Annotated in this window: 22 protein-coding genes; 11 read left to right on the top strand and 11 right to left on the bottom strand. The window is 71.8% G+C overall.

Going from position 1 to position 19,230, the window contains the following annotated elements:
* Positions 1–35: 35 nt before the first annotated feature.
* The gene (locus tag ACSQ11_RS10515; protein WP_436006753.1) at positions 36–1,265 is read right to left on the bottom strand and encodes a ThiF family adenylyltransferase; all 1,230 of its coding nucleotides are present in this window, start codon (positions 1,263–1,265) and stop codon (positions 36–38) included.
* Positions 1,266–1,388: 123 nt separating this feature from the next.
* Here ACSQ11_RS10515 and ACSQ11_RS10510 point away from each other — a divergent pair, with 123 nt between their 5' ends.
* The 3 genes from ACSQ11_RS10510 (at position 1,389) to ACSQ11_RS10500 (ending at position 2,779) form a co-directional block, all read left to right on the top strand.
* Entirely contained in the window at positions 1,389–2,030 is a 642-nt protein-coding gene (locus ACSQ11_RS10510) for a TetR/AcrR family transcriptional regulator (protein ID WP_436005112.1), read from the top strand.
* 63 nt (positions 2,031–2,093) lie between these two features.
* Positions 2,094–2,336: a DUF3107 domain-containing protein gene (locus ACSQ11_RS10505; protein WP_436005110.1), complete on the top strand. Its 243-nt coding sequence runs from the start codon at positions 2,094–2,096 to the stop codon at positions 2,334–2,336.
* A gap of 173 nt (positions 2,337–2,509) precedes the next feature.
* Entirely contained in the window at positions 2,510–2,779 is a 270-nt protein-coding gene (locus ACSQ11_RS10500; RefSeq protein ID WP_436005108.1) for a GlsB/YeaQ/YmgE family stress response membrane protein, read from the top strand.
* Positions 2,780–2,958: 179 nt separating this feature from the next.
* On the opposite strand, the gene ACSQ11_RS10495 is transcribed toward ACSQ11_RS10500, so the two are convergent.
* Positions 2,959–3,636: a ferritin-like fold-containing protein gene (locus tag ACSQ11_RS10495; protein WP_436005106.1), complete on the bottom strand. Its 678-nt coding sequence runs from the start codon at positions 3,634–3,636 to the stop codon at positions 2,959–2,961.
* A 197-nt stretch (positions 3,637–3,833) separates the two neighbouring features.
* Here ACSQ11_RS10495 and ACSQ11_RS10490 point away from each other — a divergent pair, with 197 nt between their 5' ends.
* Positions 3,834–5,450, top strand: coding sequence for a DEAD/DEAH box helicase (locus ACSQ11_RS10490; protein ID WP_436005104.1), 1,617 nt, complete (start codon positions 3,834–3,836; stop codon positions 5,448–5,450).
* A 233-nt stretch (positions 5,451–5,683) separates the two neighbouring features.
* Here the strand turns inward: ACSQ11_RS10490 and ACSQ11_RS10485 are convergent, their stop codons facing one another.
* The 7 genes from ACSQ11_RS10485 to ACSQ11_RS10455 all read right to left on the bottom strand — a co-directional run bounded on the left by ACSQ11_RS10485 (position 5,684) and on the right by ACSQ11_RS10455 (position 11,233).
* Positions 5,684–6,742, bottom strand: a complete 1,059-nt coding sequence (locus ACSQ11_RS10485) for an NAD(P)-dependent alcohol dehydrogenase (protein WP_436005102.1) — start codon at positions 6,740–6,742, stop codon at positions 5,684–5,686.
* A gap of 67 nt (positions 6,743–6,809) precedes the next feature.
* Positions 6,810–7,592: a ParA family protein gene (locus ACSQ11_RS10480; protein ID WP_436005100.1), complete on the bottom strand. Its 783-nt coding sequence runs from the start codon at positions 7,590–7,592 to the stop codon at positions 6,810–6,812.
* Between the two features lie 67 nt (positions 7,593–7,659).
* Complete coding sequence (locus ACSQ11_RS10475) at positions 7,660–8,127, bottom strand: VOC family protein (protein WP_436005098.1); 468 nt, start codon at positions 8,125–8,127, stop codon at positions 7,660–7,662.
* 5 nt (positions 8,128–8,132) lie between these two features.
* The gene (locus tag ACSQ11_RS10470) at positions 8,133–8,516 is read right to left on the bottom strand and encodes a VOC family protein (RefSeq protein ID WP_436005096.1); all 384 of its coding nucleotides are present in this window, start codon (positions 8,514–8,516) and stop codon (positions 8,133–8,135) included.
* Between the two features lie 49 nt (positions 8,517–8,565).
* On the bottom strand, positions 8,566–9,450 hold the full coding sequence (locus ACSQ11_RS10465) for a RecB family exonuclease (RefSeq protein WP_436005094.1): 885 nt from the start codon (positions 9,448–9,450) through the stop codon (positions 8,566–8,568).
* 50 nt (positions 9,451–9,500) lie between these two features.
* A complete protein-coding gene (purU, locus tag ACSQ11_RS10460) occupies positions 9,501–10,391 on the bottom strand; it encodes a formyltetrahydrofolate deformylase (protein ID WP_436005092.1) in 891 nt (296 codons plus the stop codon).
* A complete protein-coding gene (locus ACSQ11_RS10455; protein WP_436005090.1) occupies positions 10,388–11,233 on the bottom strand; it encodes a PHP domain-containing protein in 846 nt (281 codons plus the stop codon). The genes purU and ACSQ11_RS10455 overlap by 4 nt, the downstream gene beginning before the upstream one ends.
* A 137-nt stretch (positions 11,234–11,370) precedes the next feature.
* Here ACSQ11_RS10455 and ACSQ11_RS10450 point away from each other — a divergent pair, with 137 nt between their 5' ends.
* The 4 genes from ACSQ11_RS10450 to ACSQ11_RS10435 all read left to right on the top strand — a co-directional run bounded on the left by ACSQ11_RS10450 (position 11,371) and on the right by ACSQ11_RS10435 (position 14,413).
* Positions 11,371–11,874 carry a SigE family RNA polymerase sigma factor gene (locus ACSQ11_RS10450; protein ID WP_436005089.1) on the top strand — a complete coding sequence of 168 codons (504 nt, stop codon included), beginning with the start codon at positions 11,371–11,373 and terminating at the stop codon, positions 11,872–11,874.
* Positions 11,871–12,785 carry a hypothetical protein gene (locus tag ACSQ11_RS10445; RefSeq protein WP_436005087.1) on the top strand — a complete coding sequence of 305 codons (915 nt, stop codon included), beginning with the start codon at positions 11,871–11,873 and terminating at the stop codon, positions 12,783–12,785. Before ACSQ11_RS10450 ends, ACSQ11_RS10445 begins: the two co-directional genes overlap by 4 nt.
* Before the next feature lie 118 nt (positions 12,786–12,903).
* Positions 12,904–13,401 (top strand): SigE family RNA polymerase sigma factor, encoded by a 498-nt coding sequence (locus tag ACSQ11_RS10440; protein ID WP_436005085.1) that lies wholly within the window; start codon positions 12,904–12,906, stop codon positions 13,399–13,401.
* Entirely contained in the window at positions 13,394–14,413 is a 1,020-nt protein-coding gene (locus tag ACSQ11_RS10435; protein ID WP_436005083.1) for a hypothetical protein, read from the top strand. The genes ACSQ11_RS10440 and ACSQ11_RS10435 overlap by 8 nt, the downstream gene beginning before the upstream one ends.
* Before the next feature lie 3 nt (positions 14,414–14,416).
* Here ACSQ11_RS10435 and ACSQ11_RS10430 read toward each other — a convergent pair whose 3' ends face one another.
* Positions 14,417–14,836 carry a VOC family protein gene (locus tag ACSQ11_RS10430; RefSeq protein WP_436005081.1) on the bottom strand — a complete coding sequence of 140 codons (420 nt, stop codon included), beginning with the start codon at positions 14,834–14,836 and terminating at the stop codon, positions 14,417–14,419.
* 116 nt (positions 14,837–14,952) lie between these two features.
* Here ACSQ11_RS10430 and ACSQ11_RS10425 point away from each other — a divergent pair, with 116 nt between their 5' ends.
* Positions 14,953–15,453 carry a SigE family RNA polymerase sigma factor gene (locus ACSQ11_RS10425; RefSeq protein ID WP_436005079.1) on the top strand — a complete coding sequence of 167 codons (501 nt, stop codon included), beginning with the start codon at positions 14,953–14,955 and terminating at the stop codon, positions 15,451–15,453.
* Positions 15,446–16,762: a hypothetical protein gene (locus ACSQ11_RS10420; protein ID WP_436005077.1), complete on the top strand. Its 1,317-nt coding sequence runs from the start codon at positions 15,446–15,448 to the stop codon at positions 16,760–16,762. The genes ACSQ11_RS10425 and ACSQ11_RS10420 overlap by 8 nt, the downstream gene beginning before the upstream one ends.
* Before the next feature lie 78 nt (positions 16,763–16,840).
* Here the strand turns inward: ACSQ11_RS10420 and ACSQ11_RS10415 are convergent, their stop codons facing one another.
* Positions 16,841–17,380, bottom strand: coding sequence for a MaoC family dehydratase (locus tag ACSQ11_RS10415; RefSeq protein WP_436005075.1), 540 nt, complete (start codon positions 17,378–17,380; stop codon positions 16,841–16,843).
* A 132-nt stretch (positions 17,381–17,512) separates the two neighbouring features.
* Between ACSQ11_RS10415 and ACSQ11_RS10410 the strand changes: the two genes are divergently transcribed.
* A complete protein-coding gene (locus ACSQ11_RS10410; RefSeq protein WP_436005073.1) occupies positions 17,513–19,228 on the top strand; it encodes a DUF885 domain-containing protein in 1,716 nt (571 codons plus the stop codon).
* Positions 19,229–19,230: the final 2 nt, after the last annotated feature.

The raw sequence follows: 19,230 nt of genomic DNA, 5'->3' as shown, positions 1-19,230 counted from the left end.
CACGTCCGACCGACACCCGCGTGCTGCCCTCGGACTCAGTAGGTCGGCTGGCTCGGGTCGACGTCGCGCACCCACGCGAGGACCCCACCGGTGACGTCGACGGCGTCGACCCCGTCGGCCCGGAGACGCTCCACGGCCTCCGCGGAGCGCGCGCCGGTCTTGCAGTGCACGAGCACGGGTATGCCGTCCGCGGCGTCCGCGAGCGCCTCCGCCCCGCGTGCACGAACCTCACCCAGCGGCACCGCCACCGCGCCCGGGATGACGACGACCTCGCGCTCGCCGGGTTCGCGGACGTCGACGAGCACGAAGGCGTCCGACCCGGACTCGCGGGCGCTGAGGCGTCGTGCGAGGTCGCCCACCGAGATGGACGGCAGCCCCGGAGCGCTGGTGCCCGCTCCGTCGCCCGGGCCCGAGCCGGACCCGTCGAAGGCAGCGTCCGGCGATCCCGTCGACGTGGAGTCCGCGTCGATCCCCAGCGGACGCAAGGGGTCGGCGCCGGTGCCGCAGACGACGCAGTCCGGGTCGGCCGCGACGGCGATCGTGCTCCACTCCTGGCGCCAGGCGTCGTGGAGGAGCAGTCGACCGATGAGCGGCTCCCCGCCACCGACGAGGAGCTTGACGACCTCCTCGGCCATGACCGACCCCACCGCCCCCACGCTCGCGCCGAGCACTCCCCCGGTCGAGCACGAGGGCACCGCACCCGGCGGTGGGGGCGTCGGGAAGACGCAGCGGTAGCAGGGCCCCACTCCGGACCACCAGACGCTCACCTGCGCGTCGTGCTGGTAGACCGAGCCCCAGACGTGCGGCACGCCGAGCCGGGCGCACGCGTCGCCGACGAGGTAGCGGGTCGGGAAGTTGTCGGCGCCGTCGACGACGACGTCGTGGTCGGCGACGAGGTCGAGCACGTTGTCGGCGACGAGCCGCTGCGAGACCGGCCGCACCTCGACCTCGGGCGCGAGGAGCGCGAGGGCCTGCACGGCGGAGTCGACCTTGGCGCGCCCGACGTCGGCGACGCCGTGCACCACCTGGCGTTGGAGGTTCGTCGCCTCGACGACGTCGTCGTCGACCACGGTGAGACGGCCGACGCCGGCTGCCGCGAGGTAGAGGAGCACCGGCGAGCCCAGCCCGCCGGCACCCACGACGAGGACCCGGGCCGACCTCAGCCGGCGCTGTCCCTGCGCGCCGACCCCCGGGAGGATGACGTGGCGGGCGAAGCGCGTCCGGTCGGCAGGTGAGAGCTCCTCGCCGACGGGAGCGAGCGGCATACGGGCGCTCGGCCCGCCGGAGGCGTCCACACAGGTCACGATACGTCGATGGCTCCTCGGGGCCCTTCGCGGACCGTACGATGACGCGGACCACAGGAGAACGACACGTCAGACAGGAATGTCATGGACCCGAGCACTCCCCGCGGCCAGCGGATGCCCCGATCCGAGCGGCGCGCCCAGCTCCTCGAGGCAGCACAGGCGGTCTTCGTCGAGCGCGGCTACCACGCCGCGGCCATGGACGACATCGCCGAGCACGCCGGCGTCTCCAAGCCCGTGCTCTACCAGCACTTCCCCGGCAAGCTCGAGCTCTACCTCGCCCTCCTCGACCAGCACTGCGACACGCTCGAGCAGCTCGTGCGGGAGGCGCTCGCCCGCCCCACCGAGGACAACAAGGACCGCGTCGCGGCGACGATCAGCGCCTACTACGACTTCGTCTCGCGCGAGGGCGCTGCCTTCCGGATGGTCTTCGAGTCCGACCTCACGAGCGTCCCGCAGGTCCGGGCCCGGCTCGACAGCCTCGAGCTGTCCTGCGCCGAGGCGATCGCCGACGTCATCGCCGAGGACTCCGGCATCCCCGACGAGCAGGCGATGCTCCTCGGGGTCGGGCTCGCCGGCATGGCCCAGATCACCGCGCGCCACTGGCTCGCCGCCGAGTCCGACCTCGCGCGCGACGACGCCTGCGCCCTCGTGAGCGCCCTCGCCTGGCGAGGCATCGGCTCGCTGCCCCGCACGGGCGGGGAACGTTCGGAGGCCGCGCACGGTTAGCCTCTCGTGAACAGGTCCGCGGCCTCTGCCGCGCGACCACCACGAACCGAAGGGAAGCAGACCGTGGAGGTCAACATCGGCGTGCAGAACGTCGCACGCGAGATCGCACTCGAGACCGACGCATCCGCCGACGAGGTCGCGCAGGCGATCGACGCCGCGCTCGTCGACGGAGGGGTGCTCCGGCTCACCGACACCAAGGGCCGACAGGTCCTCGTCCCCGGCCGTGCGCTGGGGTGGGTGCAGGTCGGCGAGTCCGAGAAGAGCCGGGTCGGCTTCGGCCAGATCCGCCCCGACCACACCGAGTGACCGCCCGCGGCGAAAGCCGCGCTGACCTGCTGCGATGACACCGGCAGCACGAGGAAAAAGGGCCTGCTCGCGCCCCGTTCGCAGAGCGTTTTGTGGCATAGGCTCGAAGCGTTCAAGGCCACCATTCCGGTGGCCGACCTCGTGCCCGACAGGGCCAGAAAGGAGCGGTTCCCGTGATCGGAACCATCATCGGCGCCATCATCGTCGGTGCCATCATCGGAGCGTTGGCTCGACTCGTCCTTCCGGGACGTCAGAGCATCTCGGTCCTGGTGACCGTGATCCTCGGAATCCTCGGCTCGCTCATCGGATCCTGGCTCGTCTACCAGCTGGGCTACAACAACGGCAACGGCGGGTTCGAGTTCATCCCGTTCCTCGCCGGCATCGTCGTCGCCGCCCTGCTCATCGTGGGCTACGGCATGGCCACCGGCCGCAAGCAGGTCTGACACCCCGCCTGCTGACAGACACAGCGAAGGCCCCGACCGCCAGACGGTCGGGGCCTTCGTGGTGTTCGGGAGCCGAGCTCATGAGATGGCGATGCGCGCGTTCGTGACGAAGGAGCGACTGAGCGCGTATCGCCATCTCATGAGCGACCCGCCCCCTCACCGAAGCGAGACCCGGAGCGTCAGGCGGTGAGGCCGAGCCGGGCCATGCGCTCGCTGTGCCTGTCGGTGAGCCGGGTGAACATCTGCCCGATCTCGGTGAGGTCGGCGCCACCCCCCACGAGCAGGCCGGTCAGGGCGTCGCGCTCGACGGCGACGGACTGGCCCTGGCTCAGCGCCTCACCGAGCAGCCGCCGACCCCAGAGGCTGAGCCGCCCCTTGGCCGTCGGGTCGGTCTTGAGGGTGTCGCGCACGACGCCGACGATGAACTCGCCGGTGCCCGCGTCGTCGAGGGCGTGGTCCATGACGTCGCGCGTGCGCTGGTCGACGAACGAGCCCATCTCGCGGTAGAAGTCCTTCGCGATGCCGTCGCCGACGTAGGCCTTGACGAGGCCCTCGACCCAGCTCTTGGGCTTCGTGCGGTCGTGGAACGCGGAGAACGGCGCGACGAACGGCTGCATCGCCACCTCGGCGTCGACCCCGAGGTCGTCGAGGCGCGCGACGAGCAGCTCGTACTGCCGGTACTCGGTCGAGGCGAAGCCGGCCATCTGCGCCTTGATCCGCAGCGACGGGGCGAGGTCGGAGTCGGTCGCCATCCGGATGCAGGCGGTGAGCTCGCCGTAGGCGAGCACCCCGAGCAGGTCCACGACGGCAGCGCGGTATGCCGGGTCGTCCAGGCCCTCGGGCGGGTTCGTCTCCATGCCGCGCAGCCTAGCGATCCCGCGGTGGCGGGGCGGACGGCATACGCACGGTAGGCTGCGAAGGTCCACGGTGCCCGGTCGGCACGACGAACATCAGTGTGAGGGCCTCACGAGAGCGCCCGCCCGAAGACCTCCGATCGGCCCGCCACAGCGGCGACGAGCAGTCCGCGCGTGATGCCGCCGATCAGAGAGTTCCCATGACTGACAGCCAGACGATCCCTGCCGACCCCGCGACGGCGGAGGCCATCCCCGACGAGGCCGCCATCGAGGCGACCAAGCAGGCGACGGCGGTCGAGCAGACCTTCGCCGACTTCCCGATCCACCCCGACATCGTGTCGGCCCTCGCCGGCCACGGCATCACGACGCCGTTCCCGATCCAGGCGATGACCCTGCCGGTCGCGCTCTCCGGGCACGACATCATCGGCCAGGCCAAGACCGGCACGGGCAAGACCCTCGGCTTCGGCATCCCGCTGCTCAACAAGGTCATCGCCCGTGGCGACGACGCCTGGGAGGGCTTCGCCCACCAGGGCAAGCCGCAGGCCCTCGCCGTCGCCCCGACCCGCGAGCTGGCCGTGCAGGTGGCCGCCGACCTCGAGCGTGCCGGCAAGACCCGCGGCATCCGCGTCCTCACCGTCTACGGCGGCCGCGCCTACGAGCCGCAGATCGAGGCCCTCCAGAAGGGCGTCGAGGTCGTCGTCGGCACGCCGGGTCGTCTCATCGACCTCGCCAAGCAGGGCCACCTCGACCTGTCGCGGGCCAAGACGGTCGTCCTCGACGAGGCCGACGAGATGCTCGACCTCGGCTTCCTCCCCGACGTCGAGAAGCTCCTCGCGATGACCTCCCCGGCCCGCCAGACGATGCTCTTCTCGGCGACGATGCCGGGCGCGGTCGTCGCGCTGGCCCGTCGCTACATGACGCAGCCGACTCACATCCGCGCCATGCAGGAGGGCGAGGGTGACACCTCGCAGACGGTCAAGGCCATCACCCAGCATGTCTTCCGCGCGCACGCCATGGACAAGGTCGAGATGCTCGCCCGCATGCTCCAGGCCAACGGCCGGGGCCTGACGATCGTCTTCAGCCGCACCAAGCGCACCGCCGCCAAGGTGGCCGACGACCTCGTCGAGCGTGGCTTCGCCGCCGCGTCCATCCACGGCGACCTCGGCCAGGGCGCGCGCGAGCAGGCGCTGCGCGCGTTCCGCTCGGGCAAGGTCGACGTCCTCGTCGCCACCGACGTCGCCGCCCGCGGCATCGACGTCGAGAACGTCACCCACGTCATCAACTACCAGTGCCCCGAGGACGAGAAGACCTACGTCCACCGCATCGGCCGCACCGGTCGCGCCGGCCAGACCGGCATCGCCGTGACCTTCGTCGACTGGGACGACCTGCACCGCTGGACGATGATCAACAAGGCCCTCGACCTCGGCATCCCGGACCCGGAGGAGACCTACTCCTCCTCGGACCACTTCTACGAGCAGATGGACATCCCGCGCGAGGCCAAGGGTCGCCTGCCCAAGTCGGCGCAGACCCGCGCCGGCCTCGACGCCGAGACGCTCGAGGACCTCGGTGAGACCGGCAAGTCCAGCGGTCGTCGCCCGGCCGGTGGTCGCGGTTCGCGCGACGGTGGTTCGCGTGACGGCGGTGCGCGTGACGGCGGCCGTGGCCGTGGCGCGCGTGACGGTGACCGGGCCAGGGGCTCGCGTGACGGCGAGGCACACAGCACGTCGGGCGAGGGCACCGAGGGCTCGAGCGCCCCGCGCCGCAGCCGCAGCCGTCGTCGCACCCGCGGCGGCAAGCCGGCGGCCTCCACCGACTGACTCGGTCCGAGCTCGGGTGGGCGGCCGGCATACGGTCCTCCACCCCGGACGACACGAGGCCCGTCCCGCAGTGTGCGGGACGGGCCTCGTGTCTGCTGCGCCTGCGGCCAGGTCGACCGTCGGGTCCACCCTGCACGGGCACGTCGATCTGGCAGCGGCATGCCGCCACGACGACAGTGCGCCGCGAGATCGACGTGGCGGCGCGAGCCGGACCCGACGGTCGCGGGGGTCGGTCAGGCGGGGATGGTCGAGGTGTCGATGACGTAGCGGTAGCGGACCTTGCCCGCCACGACCTCGTCGTATGCCGCGTCGACCGTCGTCGTGTCGCTCGCGTCGAGCGTCTCGATGGTCGCGCCGATGCCGTGCTCGGCGCAGAAGTCGAGCATCTCCTGGGTCTCGCCGATGCCGCCGATGTTGCTGCCGGTGAGCACCTTGTTGCCGCCGATGAGGCTGCCCGGGTTGACGGCAAGCTTGTTCGGCGGCAGGCCGACGTTGACGAGCGCGCCGTTGGGGCGCAGCAGCCGGACGTAGGTCTCCATGTCGAGGTCGGCGCTCACCGTGTTGATGATGAGGTCGAAGCTGCCCTTGGCGGCCTTCATCGCGTCCTCGTCGCTCGTGGCGATGTGGTTGCTCGAGCCGAGCGCCTTGGCGTCGTCAGCCTTCGCGGACGAGCGCGAGAGCGTCGAGACCTCGGCGCCCATCGCGGCAGCGAGCTTGACGGCCATGTGGCCGAGCCCACCCACGCCGACGACGGCGACCTTCTTGCCCGGGCCGGCGCCCCAGCGGCGCAGCGGCGAGTACGTCGTGATGCCGGCGCAGAGCAACGGCGCGGCCTCGTCGAGCTCGATGCCCTCGGGGATGCGCAGGACCATGCGCTCGGTGACGACGATCTGCTGGCTGTAGCCGCCGGCGGCCCACTCGCCGTCGTAGTTCTGGCTGTTGTAGGTGCCGACCGAGCCGTTGGAGCAGAACATCTCCTGGCCGTTCTTGCAGTTCTCGCACTCGGTGCAGGAGTCGACGAGGCAGCCGACGCCGACCCGGTCGCCGACCTTGTACTTCGTGACGCCGTCGCCGACGGCGCTCACGGTACCGGCGATCTCGTGGCCGGTGACGATCGGGTAGTGCGCGGCACCCCACTCGTCGCGGACGGTGTGGATGTCGCTGTGACAGATGCCGGCGAAGGCGACGTCGATGCGGACGTCGTCGTCGCGCAGGTCGCGGCGCTCGAGGTCCACGGCCTCGAAGGGAGCGCCGGCGGAGGGGACGGACAGAGCTCGTGTGGTGGTGGGCATGTCTCCACCGTAACCCCGTGGAAGACGTGCTCCCGACCGGGCGAAGAGGCCTCCTCGGCGCCGTCGGCTAGAGCTGCGGCAGCAGGCTCGTGGCGACGTCGCGGTAGGCGCGGGCGCCCTTAGAGGTGCGTGACGTCGCGAGGATCGAGCGACCGACCGCGGGGGCCTCGGCGAACCTCACGGTGCGCGGGATCGGCGGCGAGAGCACCGGCAGCCCGTAGCGCTCGCCGACGTCGGAGAGCACCTCCTGGGCGTGGTTGCTGCGACCGTCGAAGAGGGTGGGGAGGATGCCGACGACCTTGAGCTTCTTGTTGAGGAAGCGCTTGACGTCGGCGACGGTGTCGAGCAGCTGGCCGACGCCGCGATGGCTGAGCATCTCGCACGGCATGGGGATGATGAGGCCGCTCGCCGCGGTGAGCGCGTTGAGCGTGAGCACCCCGAGGCTCGGCGAGCAGTCGACGAGGATGACGTCGTAGTCCTTGCGGATCGGCTCGAGCGCGGTCTGCAAGACGTACTCGCGGGCCGGGCGCCCCAGCAGCACGGCCTCGGTTCCGGCGAGGTCGATCGAGCTGGGGACGAGGTGGACCCCGTCCTCGCACTCGACGATGACGTCGCCGATCTCCACCTGGCCGAGCAGGACGTGGTGGATCGACTCCTCGACCTCGTCGGGGTCGACACCGAGACTGAACGTCAGGCAGGCCTGCGCGTCGAGGTCGACGAGCAGCACGCGCTTACCGAGCTCGGCGAACGCCGCACCGAGCGAGGCGACCGAGGTGGTCTTGGCGACGCCACCCTTCTGGTTGGCGACGGCGAGGATCGTGGCGCCGGTGGCGCGCTTGCGAGGGGGCACGTGGGGTCCTAGCGAGAAGAGTCGGTATGCCGGCCCACGCAGAGCGTGAGACCCGCGCCCCAGTCTCTCAGCCCGCGTCGGTCCCCGTGTCCACCCGTCGGGTGGTGTCGGACACGGGTGGCAGGACGAGCCGGCCGACGGGGCCGGGGTTCCACGCGACCTCCCACCGGAAGCCGTCGGGGTCGGCGAAGTAGCCGGTGTAGCCGCCCCACTCGCGCTCGACGCCGTCGGAGACCTCGCTGGCACCCGCGGCCCTGGCGTCGGCGAGGACGTCGCCGACCTGGCCGCGCTCGTGCACGTTGTGGCTCAGCGTGATCGGCACGACCCCGGGCCCGGTCTGCGCCGGAGCACCGACCTCGGCCTCGAAGTGCGCCCGGTCCCAGAGCGAGAGCACCGTCTGGGGACCCGCCCGGAACATGAGCACCTCCTCGGCGTCGAAGAACTCCGGGGCCCACCCCAGGCCCTCGGCGTAGAAGCGGTGCGACGCGGCGAGGTCCGCGACGGCCAGCGTGATGAACGAGACGCGCTGCTCCATGACCCTCACTCCCCCGCCGGCGCCGCGCCGTGGAAGACGGCCTCGACGTTGTTGCCGTCGGGGTCGCGCACGAAGACGGCGTAGTAGCCCGGGTGGTACTCCGGCCAGAGCCGGGGCTCGTGCAGCGTCTCGGCACCGAGGCCCGTCGCCGCCGCGTGGAAGGCGTGGACCGCCTCGACGCCCGACGCGGTGAACGCGAGGTGCGACTCCCGGTTGTCGGACTCGACCTCCGGCTGCGCGATCCAGAAGTCGGGGCTATTGGCGCCGTAGCCGACCGCCACCTCGACGTCGAGCACCCGGCGATGGCCGAGCGTCGCGAGGACGGTGTCGTAGAAGCGCTTGGAGGCCTCGAGGTCGGCGCAGGTGATTCCGATGTGATCGACGATCATGGGCCCACCCTTGCACCCGGCGCCGACACACGGCGACCCGCGGCGAGGATCAGTCGACCTCGACCGCGCGGGGGACCTCGGCGGGCTCGAGCGCCGCCCACCCGGACTTCTCCGGCCCCGCCGTCTGGCCCTCGGGGCAGTGCGCACGGAAGTCGCACCACGTGCACAGCGGGCCGACCACCGGCGGGAAGAGCGTGGACTCGACCCCGCGCTCGGCGAAGTCGGCGTCCGCGCGCTGGGCGTCGCGCGCGATGGACTTGGCCTCGTCGACCTTGCGGGTCAGGGACTCGGGTGTGTGGGTGTGCTCGACGACCTCGCCCGAGGTCACGTGGTGGAGCTCGACCCGCAGGCAGGGACGACGGAACATCTTCCAGACGGCTGCGGCATACAGGGCCATCGGGAGGGACGTGCGGGCGTCGGCCTCGCCGAGCGGCTTCTGGCTCGTCTTGTAGTCGACGACGACGAGCTCACCGTCGCGGTCGTCGAGCCGGTCGATGCGGCCGGTGACCCGCAGCGCCCCGCTGACGAACGACACCGTGCGCTCGATGCCGGTGGGGTGGTCGTCGGGGTCGACCCCCGCGAGGTAGGCCGTGACGTGCTCCTGGGCGCGGCGGCGCCACTGCGAGGACTGCTCGGGGTCGCGGAAGCCGACGTCGATCCACGACTCGCGCACGAGCTCACGGCCCGCGGACGCCGTGCGCCGGTCGCGCGGCAGGTCCCACCAGTCACGCAGGGCGTTGTGCACCGCGAGCCCGAACGACGTGTGCGCCCGTTGGGGTCGCTGTTCGGGCCGGGGCCGGTCGAGGTACTGCATGCGGTAGCGGCGCGGGCAGTCGACGAGGGCGAGCAGGCGTGAGGGGCTCGCGGCATACAGCCTCGGCGGCATGCCCGCGAACTCCGTCTGGACCGGTCGCCCGGCACCCACCTGCGTCACGACGCCAACCTAGCCAGCCGCGCCGACACGCCCACCGAGTCGTCCACAGGTCAGCTGAAGACGACCGTGCGGTCGCCGTTGAGGATGACCCGACTCTCGCAGTGCCACCTCACGGCGCGGGCGAAGACCCGCGACTCGACCTCCTCGCCGGCGGCGACGAGGTCCTCGGCGTCCATCCGGTGGTCGACCCGGTGGATGTCCTGCTCGATGATCGGACCCTCGTCGAGGTCGGCCGTGACGTAGTGCGCCGTGGCTCCGATGACCTTGACGCCGCGCGCGTAGGCCTGGTGGTAGGGCTTGGCGCCCTTGAAGCTCGGCAGGAACGAGTGGTGGATGTTGATGACCCGTCCGCCGAGGTCCCGGCAGAGGTCGTCGCTGAGCACCTGCATGTAGCGGGCGAGCGTGATGAGCTCGACGTCGTGCTCGGCGACGAGCTCGCGCAGCTGCGCCTCCGCCTCGGCCTTGGTCTCCTTGGTCACCGGGATGTGGTGGAACGGGATGCCGTAGGAGCGCGCCATCGGCTCGAGGTCGGTGTGGTTGCTCACGATCCCGACGATGTCGGCGTTGACCTGACCGGACTTCCAGCGGAAGAGGAGGTCGTTGAGGACGTGGCCGAACCGGCTCACCATGACGAGAGTCCGGTATGCCGTCGCGGCGGGCCGCATCTCCCACGTCATGTCGAACTCCGTTGCGACGGAGGCGAACTCACCGCGCCACCGGTCCACGTCGAGCTCGGCCTGCCCGGTGGCGAACCGCACGCGCATGAAGTAGAGACCGGTGCGGTGGTCGCTGAACTGCTGGCTCTCCTCGATGTTGGCCTGCCGCTCGAAGAGGTGCTGGCTCACCGCCGCGACGATGCCCGGGCGGTCGGGGCACGACAGCGTGAGGACGAGGTCACCCTCGTCCTCGATGTTGATGCGCCGAGTCACGGCATCGGTCACGGTTCCACCACCTTCACGCCTGAGGACTGCTCGACGATACGTGACCACTCGCGCGGCTCGGTGGTGCGCTCGCCGAGACGGTTGAGCTTGCCTGCGCCGTGGTAGTCGCTGCTGCCCGTGACGACGAGGTCGTGCCGCTGCGCCAGGCGGACGGCACGCTCGACGTCGGCCGGCTCGTGGTCGCGGTGGTGGGCCTCGATGCCGGCCAGCCCTGCGGCGGCGAGCTCGGCCACGAGCTCGTCCGAGACCGTCGCACCGCGCATCGCGAACGGGTGCGCGAGGACCGGCACTCCCCCGGCGCCCCGCACGAGTCGGATCGCGGCTGTGGGGTCCGGGGCGTAGTGCCCGACGTAGTAGCGGCTGCGGTCGTGGAGCAGGTCGCGGAACGCCTCGTCCCGGTCCGTGACGACACCGTTGGCCACGAGTGCGTCGGCGAGGTGGGGCCGGCCGAGCGTCGCGCCGGGCGCCACCTGGGCGCGGACCTCCTCGACGGACACCGGTATGCCGTCAGCGGCCATCCGCTCGATCATCCGGTCCATCCGGGTCACCCGGCTGTCGCGGGCCCGGGCCAGCTCGATGACGAGGCGCGGGTCGTCGGGGTTGGGCAGGTAGCCCAGCAGGTGGATGCTGCGGTGGTCGCGGCTGCACGAGATCTCGATGCCCCGCACGAGCCGGACCCCGTGCTGCACGGCGGCGCCGACTGCCTCCTCCCAGCCCGCGGTGGTGTCGTGGTCGGTGAGGGCGATCATGCCGATCCGCGCAGCCCGGGCCTCGGCGACGAGCTCGGTCGGGCTCTGGGTGCCGTCGCTCGCGGTCGAGTGCGTGTGCAGGTCGATCCTCACGGGCTTACCCTAGGCGGGCCGCGCGCCGGCCGAGGGGAGCCGGCGCCGACGTGGCAGCGCGTGCCAGCTGGCACGACGAGGCAACCTTCTGCGGCACACCCCCGTAGTGCTGGGTGGGACCACGACGAGGGGGACACATGGGACGGGAGTCCAAGGCCGAACGCGACGCCGCGTTCACGGCGTTCATGACCGACGCGACGCCGTCGCTGCTGCGCACGGCGTGGCTGCTCACCGGCTCGACCGAGCGGTCGCAGGAGCTCGTCCAGGCGGCGTTCGTCAAGACGTATGCCGCGTGGCCCAGGGTGCGGCGCGACTCCGCCCTCGCGTTCGCCCGACGGGTCCTCGTCAACCACAAGACGGACACCTGGCGCAGGACCTCGCGCGAGGTCGTCGGCGACGTGCCCGAGCTGGCGCTGCGTCCCGACTCCGCCGTCGAGCACCGTGACGAGATCCTGCGGCTGCTCGACCTGCTCCCCGCGCAGCAGCGCCGGATCGTCGTCCTGCGCTACTACCAGGACCTCTCCGAGGCCCAGACCGCCGACGTGCTCGGCATCTCCGTCGGCGCGGTGAAGTCCGGCGCCTCCCGTGGCCTCGCCACCCTCCGAACAGCCCACCCCTCTCCCGAAGGGAGCCAGCGATGACCCCCGACATCGACGACCAGCTCCGCAGCCGGCTGCGTGGCGCCGCGTCCGGCGCTCCGATCGACCTGGGCGTCCCCGGCGGCGCTGTCGTCGCCCGTGGCCGCCGCGTCGTCGTGCGCCGCCGCGTCCTCACCGCCGCCGGTGCTGCCGCCGCCACCCTCGTCGTCGCGGGCACGATCGGGATCCTCGCGCCCCGCCCCGGCGACGGCGACGCCTTGCCCGCGCTGCCCACGCCGACGACGACACCCACACCGGAGATCACCCCGACGGTGACTCCGTCCGCCTCGGTCACCGCCGGCCCGACGGCCACACCCACCGCCGTCGTGACCCCGACCGCGACCCCGACCGCCACACCGACCCGCACCGGGGAGCCCGAGCCGTCGAGCACCCCCACGCCCACGAGGTCCACCGGGTCGAAGCCGACGCCCGCCGTCTCCCCGACGAGCACGCCGACCCCCACGGCCTCCGAGTGGTCCGCGCCACAGCGCATCGGCCAGACCACGTTCAGGATGCAGCTGGTCCAGCAGGGAGGGGCCTCCGCGTCGGGCGAGCGGACGTTCGCCGGCATGCTCGAGTCGGACGGGCCCAGAATCGTGGCCCACATGGCGATCGAGAGCGGCCGGCCCGACGCGCGGTCGCTGTTCATCGTGAGCGAGGACAACACCGTGCTCGTCACGACGTGGCGGGTCGCCGACGTCGTCGCCGAGAGCGGCGAGCCCGTGACCGGTGAGGCGATGGGCGTGTTCGAGCTGCCGGTCCCCGGCGAGGACTGGTCGGTGGGGTTCTCCGTCATCTCGATGCCGCGCGCTGTCGCCATGGCTGCGCCGCTCGCCCCGGAGTCGTTGGAGCTCCGGCTGCAGGACGGGTCGACGGTCACCCTCGACGGAGACACGGCGGCGCGTCCGTCCTGACCGGCGATGTCGCTGTCGTCGCGTCGACCACGATTCCTCGCTGCGCGTGACAACCTTTCGGACCGGACGCCCGTACCTAGGGCGTCCGGTTCGATGGTGATGGAGAAGAGGTGGTGTCGTGAGCAAGCGGGATGACGGGTCGTTCGACGAGTTCATGCGGTCGAGCTCCCCACGGCTGCTGCGGTTGGCGTGGCTGCTCACCGGCGGCGCGAGCAGCGCCGAGGACCTCGTGCAGGAGACCCTCGAGCGCGTCTACGTCGCGTGGCCGCGCATCGAGGCGGGTGGGACCCACAACTACGCCCGACGGGTCCTCGTCAACCTCCACACCGACAGCCACCGCCGTGGCTGGCGCGAGCGCCTCACCGACGAGGTCCCCGAGACCGCACAGTCCGACCGCTCGGACCAGGTCGTCCTCGCCGACCACCTCACAGTGGCCCTCGGCGAGCTCCCCGTCCGCGAGCGCCAGTGCGTCGTGCTGCGCCATCACGTCGGCCTCTCCGAGCGCGAGACCGCCGACGTCCTCCACATCGGCACCGGGACGGTCAAGTCGTCGACCTCTCGTGGCCTCGCCCGCCTGCGTGCCCTGCTCGTCCCCGAAGGAGACCGTCATGTCTGACCCGATCCTCGAGCTCCTCGCCGCTCCCCCGTCGCCCGCCCTCTCCGTCGACGAGAACGCCGTGCACACCGGCGGCCGTCGTCGCCTGCGCCGCCGCAACCTGCGCCGGGCCGGACTCGGCGCCGGTGCCGCGGTTGCCGCCGCCGCGATCGCCTTCACCACCCTCGGCTCCGGCCTCGGCGGGGAGGCGCTGCCAGCCGGACCTTCGACCTCCGTCGACGCCGGCCGGCGCGTGTCCGCCGCCCTGTTCGACGGCGACTGGTCCGTCGAGGTGCGTCCGGGCGCCCCGGCCGACCAGCCGAACGTCATGTTCTACAAGGGCTCGGGCACGTCACGGCAGCAGCTCGCGGGGTCGAGCGCCGACGCGACCGTCGTCTCGATGGGGACCGGCTCGGGCGCCGAGGGAGTCATGCTCGGTACGGCCCCGGCCTCGGCGGCGAAGTTCCTCGTCCTCACCAACGACGCCCTCGGCGGGATCGAGCAGGACAACCAGCTGCTCCCCGGCACGGACTACCAGGCGATCGCGTTGAGGTTCGATGAGCCGACGGACACCGACAGGTATGCCGGGGTGACGTGGATGAACGACAAGGGCGACGGTGTCGTCCGGTCGGCCACGGGGCAACGCCTCCAGAGCGCTAAGCTGGCAGGCACGGACACGTTCTGGGTCGATCGAGACGCCCGGCACATGGGGGTCTTCACGCCCGATGGCGGCTCGACCAAGCCGGTGGGCGACGACGCGACGACCACGATGGGCTACGGACAGAAGGCAGAGAAGGGCGGCGGGTGGACCTGGCGCTCGGTGACGCTCCTGCCTGCTGGAGCGCGCGACGTCACCTTCCTCTGGGCGGACGAGGACTACCACTCCGCAGTCTTCACCGAGCTGCTCGCCGGCTCCGGTGAGGTTGTCGCATTCGCGGACGCCACCGCGCCCGGGGCCAGCCAAGGTCCGCGGGTCACGTCCGTGACGTGGACCGACAAGGCGGGCACCCGGCATACGGACGCTGTGAAGTAGGCCTCAGACGACGAGGTGCGCGTACGGGTCCGGACGCTCGGACTCGCTGCGCAGGATGCAGAACTCGTTGCCCTCGGGGTCGAGCAGCGTCACCCAGCCCGAGCCGGCCGGACGTCCCGGCAGGTCACGCAGGTCCTGGTGGAGGGTCGCACCGTGGGCCAGCAGTCGCTCGACCTCCTCGTCGCGGGTGCGGTCGGTCGGGGTGAGGTCGAGGTGGAGGCGGTTCTTGACGGTCTTGCCCTCGGGGACCTCGATGAACAGCACCCGCTGCCGGCCGTCAGGGCTGAAGATCATGCACTCCTCGTGACCGGGGAGGTTCGGGTCCTTCGGGTCCTGCGACCAGCCGAGCACCTCGCTCCACCAGTGGGACTGGTCGTGGGCGTTGCGCGAGTCGACGGACGTGTGCGAGATGCGTGAGGTCATGGCCGCCACCCTCGCACCGCGCGACCGGTCGCGGCCACCGGATTCCCGACACTCAACCTTTGGCCGGGCTGCTCCGTCGTAGGGGGGCAATGATGACGCGAGAGAACGGGGGTGAGATGGCAGGCAGGCACGACGACGAGTTCGCGGAGTTCGCGACGGGGGCGACCCCGCGGTTACTCCGGACCGCATGGCTCATCTGCGGCGACGCGACGCAGGCCGAGGACCTGGTGCAGTCGGCGATGGTCAAGCTCTATGTCCGCTGGGGCTGGCTGCGCGAACGGCAGCCCATGGCCTACGCACGGCGGTGCATCCTCAACGACCACATCGACACGCACCGACGGCGCCGGCGCGAGACCACGGTCGGCGACCTGCCCGAGCAGACGCACCACGACCGCGAGCCCGAGGACACCGGCTCCATCGTCGCGCTGCTCGCCACCCTCCCCACCCGGGAGCGCCAGGTCGTGGTCATGCGCCACTACGCCGGGCTGAGCGAGGCCGAGGTCGCCGACCTCCTCGACGTCAGCGTCGGCACCGTCAAGAGCAGCGCCTCCCGCGGCCTCGCCCGGCTCCGCGAGTCGCTCGCCGCCCAGGACCTCAAGGAGGGCCACCATGTCTGACCCCGGCCGCCACCACGACACCCACGACGTCCACGACGTCCACGACGTCCACGACGTCCACGACCTGCTCGTCCGCGCACCCGGCCCCGAGCTCCGCTACGACCTCGACGCGACCTTCCGCACCGGTCGTCGGATCCGGCTCCGTCGGCGCCTCACCGCCGCCGGGGGTGGCGTCGTCGGGCTCGCCGCCGCCGCGACCGCGCTCGCGCTGGCGCTGCCGGGCACACCGAACGCGTCCGTGGCCCCCGCAGGCGGTTCGCCGCTGTCGGGGTCCCTGTCGGCCTCACCCTCGACGTCCCCGTCGGTCACCCCCGCAGCGTCGGCGACGTCGGCCGCGAGCGGCCGGTGCTTCCCCGACGACACCTCGGTGACCCGGACCCCGTGGCTCACGGCCTCTGCTCCCGGCACGCTGCCGAGCGGGGGCGCCGTGAACGTGACGGCCGAGATCCTCTCGGGGGGCTGCACCAGCAACGTCCTGGCCCAGTCGGAGGACGGCGACACGACGGAGCTCAGCCTCGGGCTCACCCAGCGCCCCACGAGCGCCGCGTGGACCGTCGCGAACGCCGCCGTGCTCCTCCTGCCCCAGGGCCAGCGCCCGTGCGGGTACTCCTTCGCCAGCACGCTCCCCGACGGCGTCACCGTCCGCCGCGGCGACTGGGACGTCGTGGTCCAGCCCATCGACCCCTCGATGCTCAACGCGGCCGCCACGAGCGGCACCGTCGACATCTGCGACGGCGACCGGGTCGTCGCTCGCGACCTGCCCCAGATCTCCGACCACAGCCTCGGGGCAACACCCGCCGGCCCCGGAGTGCAGAAGACGTGCGACCTCGACGAGCTCGGCACGGCGCAGGACTCGGCCCGGACCTGGGCCAGGCACACCGTCCCCGACTACCTCGGCACGACCGACGTCTCCGTCGAGGTCCGGGCCCACCCGGGCGCCGGGTGCACCGGCGAGGGCGTGACCGAGGGTCCCGCGAGCTCGACCGATCCCACTGCCGGTGTCCTCCTCGAGGTCGACGTGCCGGAGGTCCCGACCGCGGCCTTCTGGGACTTCGTCCACGCGGGCGACCGGCTCGTGGCCGCGTTCTTCCTCCCCACCGGGCACGACGTCTGCGACATCGACTTCTCCGGTACCGAGCTCACGAGCCGCCCGACCCTCGCTGACGCGACCGACGTCGCGCTCGGCAGTGGCTGGACCCTGCAGCTGCAGCCCCTGCCGGACACCAACCGGTCGCTGGACCTGCGGGCGAAGGTGTGCACGCCGGACGGCATCGTCACCCCGAGCCTGGCACCCCTCAGCGCGGGGTGACCCGACCCGGGAACGGAAGCGGACGGCATACCGGGATTTCTCGGTATGCCGTCCGCTTGCGTTGCGCGAGAGGGAGACTCAGCCCTGCGTCGCCTCGGGGCCGGGCCAGTTCTTGTCGGGCTGCGGGGTGGGGCGGCCGGGCTGCTCGCCGCCGCGCGCCTGCAGGTAGTTGTCCTTGGGGACCATGACCTTGCGGCGGAAGATGCAGACGACCTTGCCGTCCTGGTTGTAGCCGATGGTCTCGACGTGCACGACGCCGCGGTCGTCCTTGGAGCTGCTCTCCCACTTGTCGAGCACGCGCGTCTCGCCATAGAGGGTGTCGCCGTGGAAGGTCGGCGCGACGTGGCGCAGGCTCTCGATCTCGAGGTTGGCGATCGCCTTGCCCGAGACGTCGGGGACGCTCATGCCGAGCAGGATCGAGTAGACGTAGTTGCCCACGACGACGTTCTTGCCGAACTGCGTCGTCTCCTCGGCGTAGTGGCTGTCGAGGTGGAGCGGGTGGTGGTTCATGGTCAACAGGCAGAACATGTGGTCGTCGAACTCGGTGACCGTCTTGCCGGGCCAGTGCTTGTAGGTCGCTCCGACCTCGAACTCTTCGTAGCTGCGTCCGAACTGCATGCGCCCATCCTCGCCTGCCACCACCGGTCTCCGCGCGGGTCTGCCGCGTGCGTTCCCTCACAGCCCGCGCCCGATGCGGAGCAGGGCTCCGGACGGGCCGCACGAGAAGGCGGAGGACAGGGGCGAGCGGGCATGGGTAGCGTTCGCCCGGTGACCGACACCTCCACGACCCACCGGACCCCGACCGCCGTCGACGCGATCGCCGAGCAGCACTTCGACTCCGTCATGGAGAGCAGCCCGATCGAGGCGACCTACCTCGGCGTGGACGTGCGCCAGGACGAGCTCGACGACTTCTCCCCCGCCGGCTACCGCGCCCGGGCCGACCTCGCCCGCGCGACCCTCGCCCGGCTCGAGACGGCCGAGCCCGTGGACGACATCGACCGGGTGACCGTGGCCGCGATGCGTGAGCGGCTCCAGCTCGACGTCGACATCCACGAGGCCGGGCTCGACCAGTGCGACCTCAACGTCATCGCCTCGCCGATGCAGTCGGTGCGCGACGTCTTCGACCTCATGCCGACCGACACGCAGGAGCAGTGGGCGACGGTGACCCGCCGCCTCGGCGCGCTGCCCCGCGCCCTCGAGCAGTGGCAGGGTTCGCTGCTGGCGTCGGTCGACGCCGACCCGACGCGCATCTCGGCCCGCCGCCAGGTCGAGTCGTGCATGGCGCAGTGCCGCGACCTCGTCGGCGACGAGGGCTTCTTCGCGACGTTCACCGGCGGGGCCCGTACCTCGGACGGCCAGCCACTGCCCGAAGCCCTCGCCGCCGACCTCGACGCCGCGGGTCGCCGCGCCGCCGACGCGTACGCCACGGTCAGGACCTTCCTCGCCGACGAGCTCCTGCCCCGGGCTCGCGAGGAGGACGCCGTCGGCCGCGAGCACTACCAGCTCGCGAGCCGTCACTTCCTCGGGGCGACGGTCGACCTCGAGGAGACCTACGCGTGGGGCCAGGAGGAGACCGCGCGCCTCGACGCCGAGATGCGCCGGACCGCCGAGCGGATCCTGCCGGGGTCGAGCGTGAAGGAGGCGATGGCCCACCTCGGTGAGGACCCGGCCTATCGCCTCGTCGGCACCGACGCCCTCCAGGCGTGGATGCAGACCAAGGCCGACGAGGTCATGGACCTCCTCGACGGCACCCACTTCGACATCCCGGGCCCGGTCCGCACCATCGAGTGCCGGATCGCCCCGACCCACACCGGCGGCATCTACTACACCGGCCCCAGCGAGGACTTCACCCGCCCGGGCCGCATGTGGTGGTCGGTGCCCAAGGGCGTCGAGACGTTCGGCACGTGGGCCGAGCTGAGCACGGTCTACCACGAGGGCGTCCCCGGCCACCACCTCCAGGTCGCTCAGACGACCTACCGTGCCGAGCTGCTCAACCGGTGGCGCCGGATGCTCTGCTGGGTGAGCGGGCACGGCGAGGGCTGGGCCCTCTACGCCGAACGGCTCATGGTCGAGCTCGGCTTCATGGAGGACCCGGGCAACTACCTCGGCTTCCTCGACGCGCAGTCACTCCGCGCCGCCCGGGTGGTGCTCGACATCGGCATCCACTGCGGCTTCGAGGCGCCGGCCGAGGTCGGTGGCGGCGAGTGGACCTACGACAAGGCGTGGGAGTTCCTCAGCGCCCACGCCAACAACGACGAGGCGTCGCTGCGCTTCGAGCTCGACCGCTACCTCGGCTGGCCGGGACAGGCCCCCAGCTACAAGATCGGCGAGCGCATCTGGATGCAGCTGCGCGACGAGACCGCTGCGGCAGAGGGCGACTCGTTCGACCCCAAGGCCTTCCACCGGCGCGCGCTCGACGTCGGCTCCGTCGGCCTCGACGTGCTCGTCGAGGCCATGCGCCGCTGAGC

This window comes from Knoellia sp. LjRoot47, assembly GCF_964253435.1.
Classification (GTDB): domain Bacteria; phylum Actinomycetota; class Actinomycetes; order Actinomycetales; family Dermatophilaceae; genus Knoellia.
This window is presented reverse-complemented; position numbering and strand designations above follow the sequence as displayed.

Coding starts and splice junctions, on each gene's coding strand:
- ACSQ11_RS10515 (WP_436006753.1), bottom strand. CDS start 1,265: ATGCCGCTCGCTCCCGTCGGCGAGGAGCTCTCACCTGCCGACCGGACG.
- ACSQ11_RS10510 (WP_436005112.1), top strand. CDS start 1,389: ATGGACCCGAGCACTCCCCGCGGCCAGCGGATGCCCCGATCCGAGCGG.
- ACSQ11_RS10495 (WP_436005106.1), bottom strand. CDS start 3,636: ATGGAGACGAACCCGCCCGAGGGCCTGGACGACCCGGCATACCGCGCT.
- ACSQ11_RS10490 (WP_436005104.1), top strand. CDS start 3,834: ATGACTGACAGCCAGACGATCCCTGCCGACCCCGCGACGGCGGAGGCC.
- ACSQ11_RS10485 (WP_436005102.1), bottom strand. CDS start 6,742: ATGCCCACCACCACACGAGCTCTGTCCGTCCCCTCCGCCGGCGCTCCC.
- ACSQ11_RS10475 (WP_436005098.1), bottom strand. CDS start 8,127: ATGGAGCAGCGCGTCTCGTTCATCACGCTGGCCGTCGCGGACCTCGCC.
- ACSQ11_RS10470 (WP_436005096.1), bottom strand. CDS start 8,516: ATGATCGTCGATCACATCGGAATCACCTGCGCCGACCTCGAGGCCTCC.
- ACSQ11_RS10450 (WP_436005089.1), top strand. CDS start 11,371: ATGGGACGGGAGTCCAAGGCCGAACGCGACGCCGCGTTCACGGCGTTC.
- ACSQ11_RS10445 (WP_436005087.1), top strand. CDS start 11,871: ATGACCCCCGACATCGACGACCAGCTCCGCAGCCGGCTGCGTGGCGCC.
- ACSQ11_RS10435 (WP_436005083.1), top strand. CDS start 13,394: ATGTCTGACCCGATCCTCGAGCTCCTCGCCGCTCCCCCGTCGCCCGCC.
- ACSQ11_RS10430 (WP_436005081.1), bottom strand. CDS start 14,836: ATGACCTCACGCATCTCGCACACGTCCGTCGACTCGCGCAACGCCCAC.
- ACSQ11_RS10425 (WP_436005079.1), top strand. CDS start 14,953: ATGGCAGGCAGGCACGACGACGAGTTCGCGGAGTTCGCGACGGGGGCG.
- ACSQ11_RS10420 (WP_436005077.1), top strand. CDS start 15,446: ATGTCTGACCCCGGCCGCCACCACGACACCCACGACGTCCACGACGTC.
- ACSQ11_RS10415 (WP_436005075.1), bottom strand. CDS start 17,380: ATGCAGTTCGGACGCAGCTACGAAGAGTTCGAGGTCGGAGCGACCTAC.
- ACSQ11_RS10410 (WP_436005073.1), top strand. CDS start 17,513: ATGGGTAGCGTTCGCCCGGTGACCGACACCTCCACGACCCACCGGACC.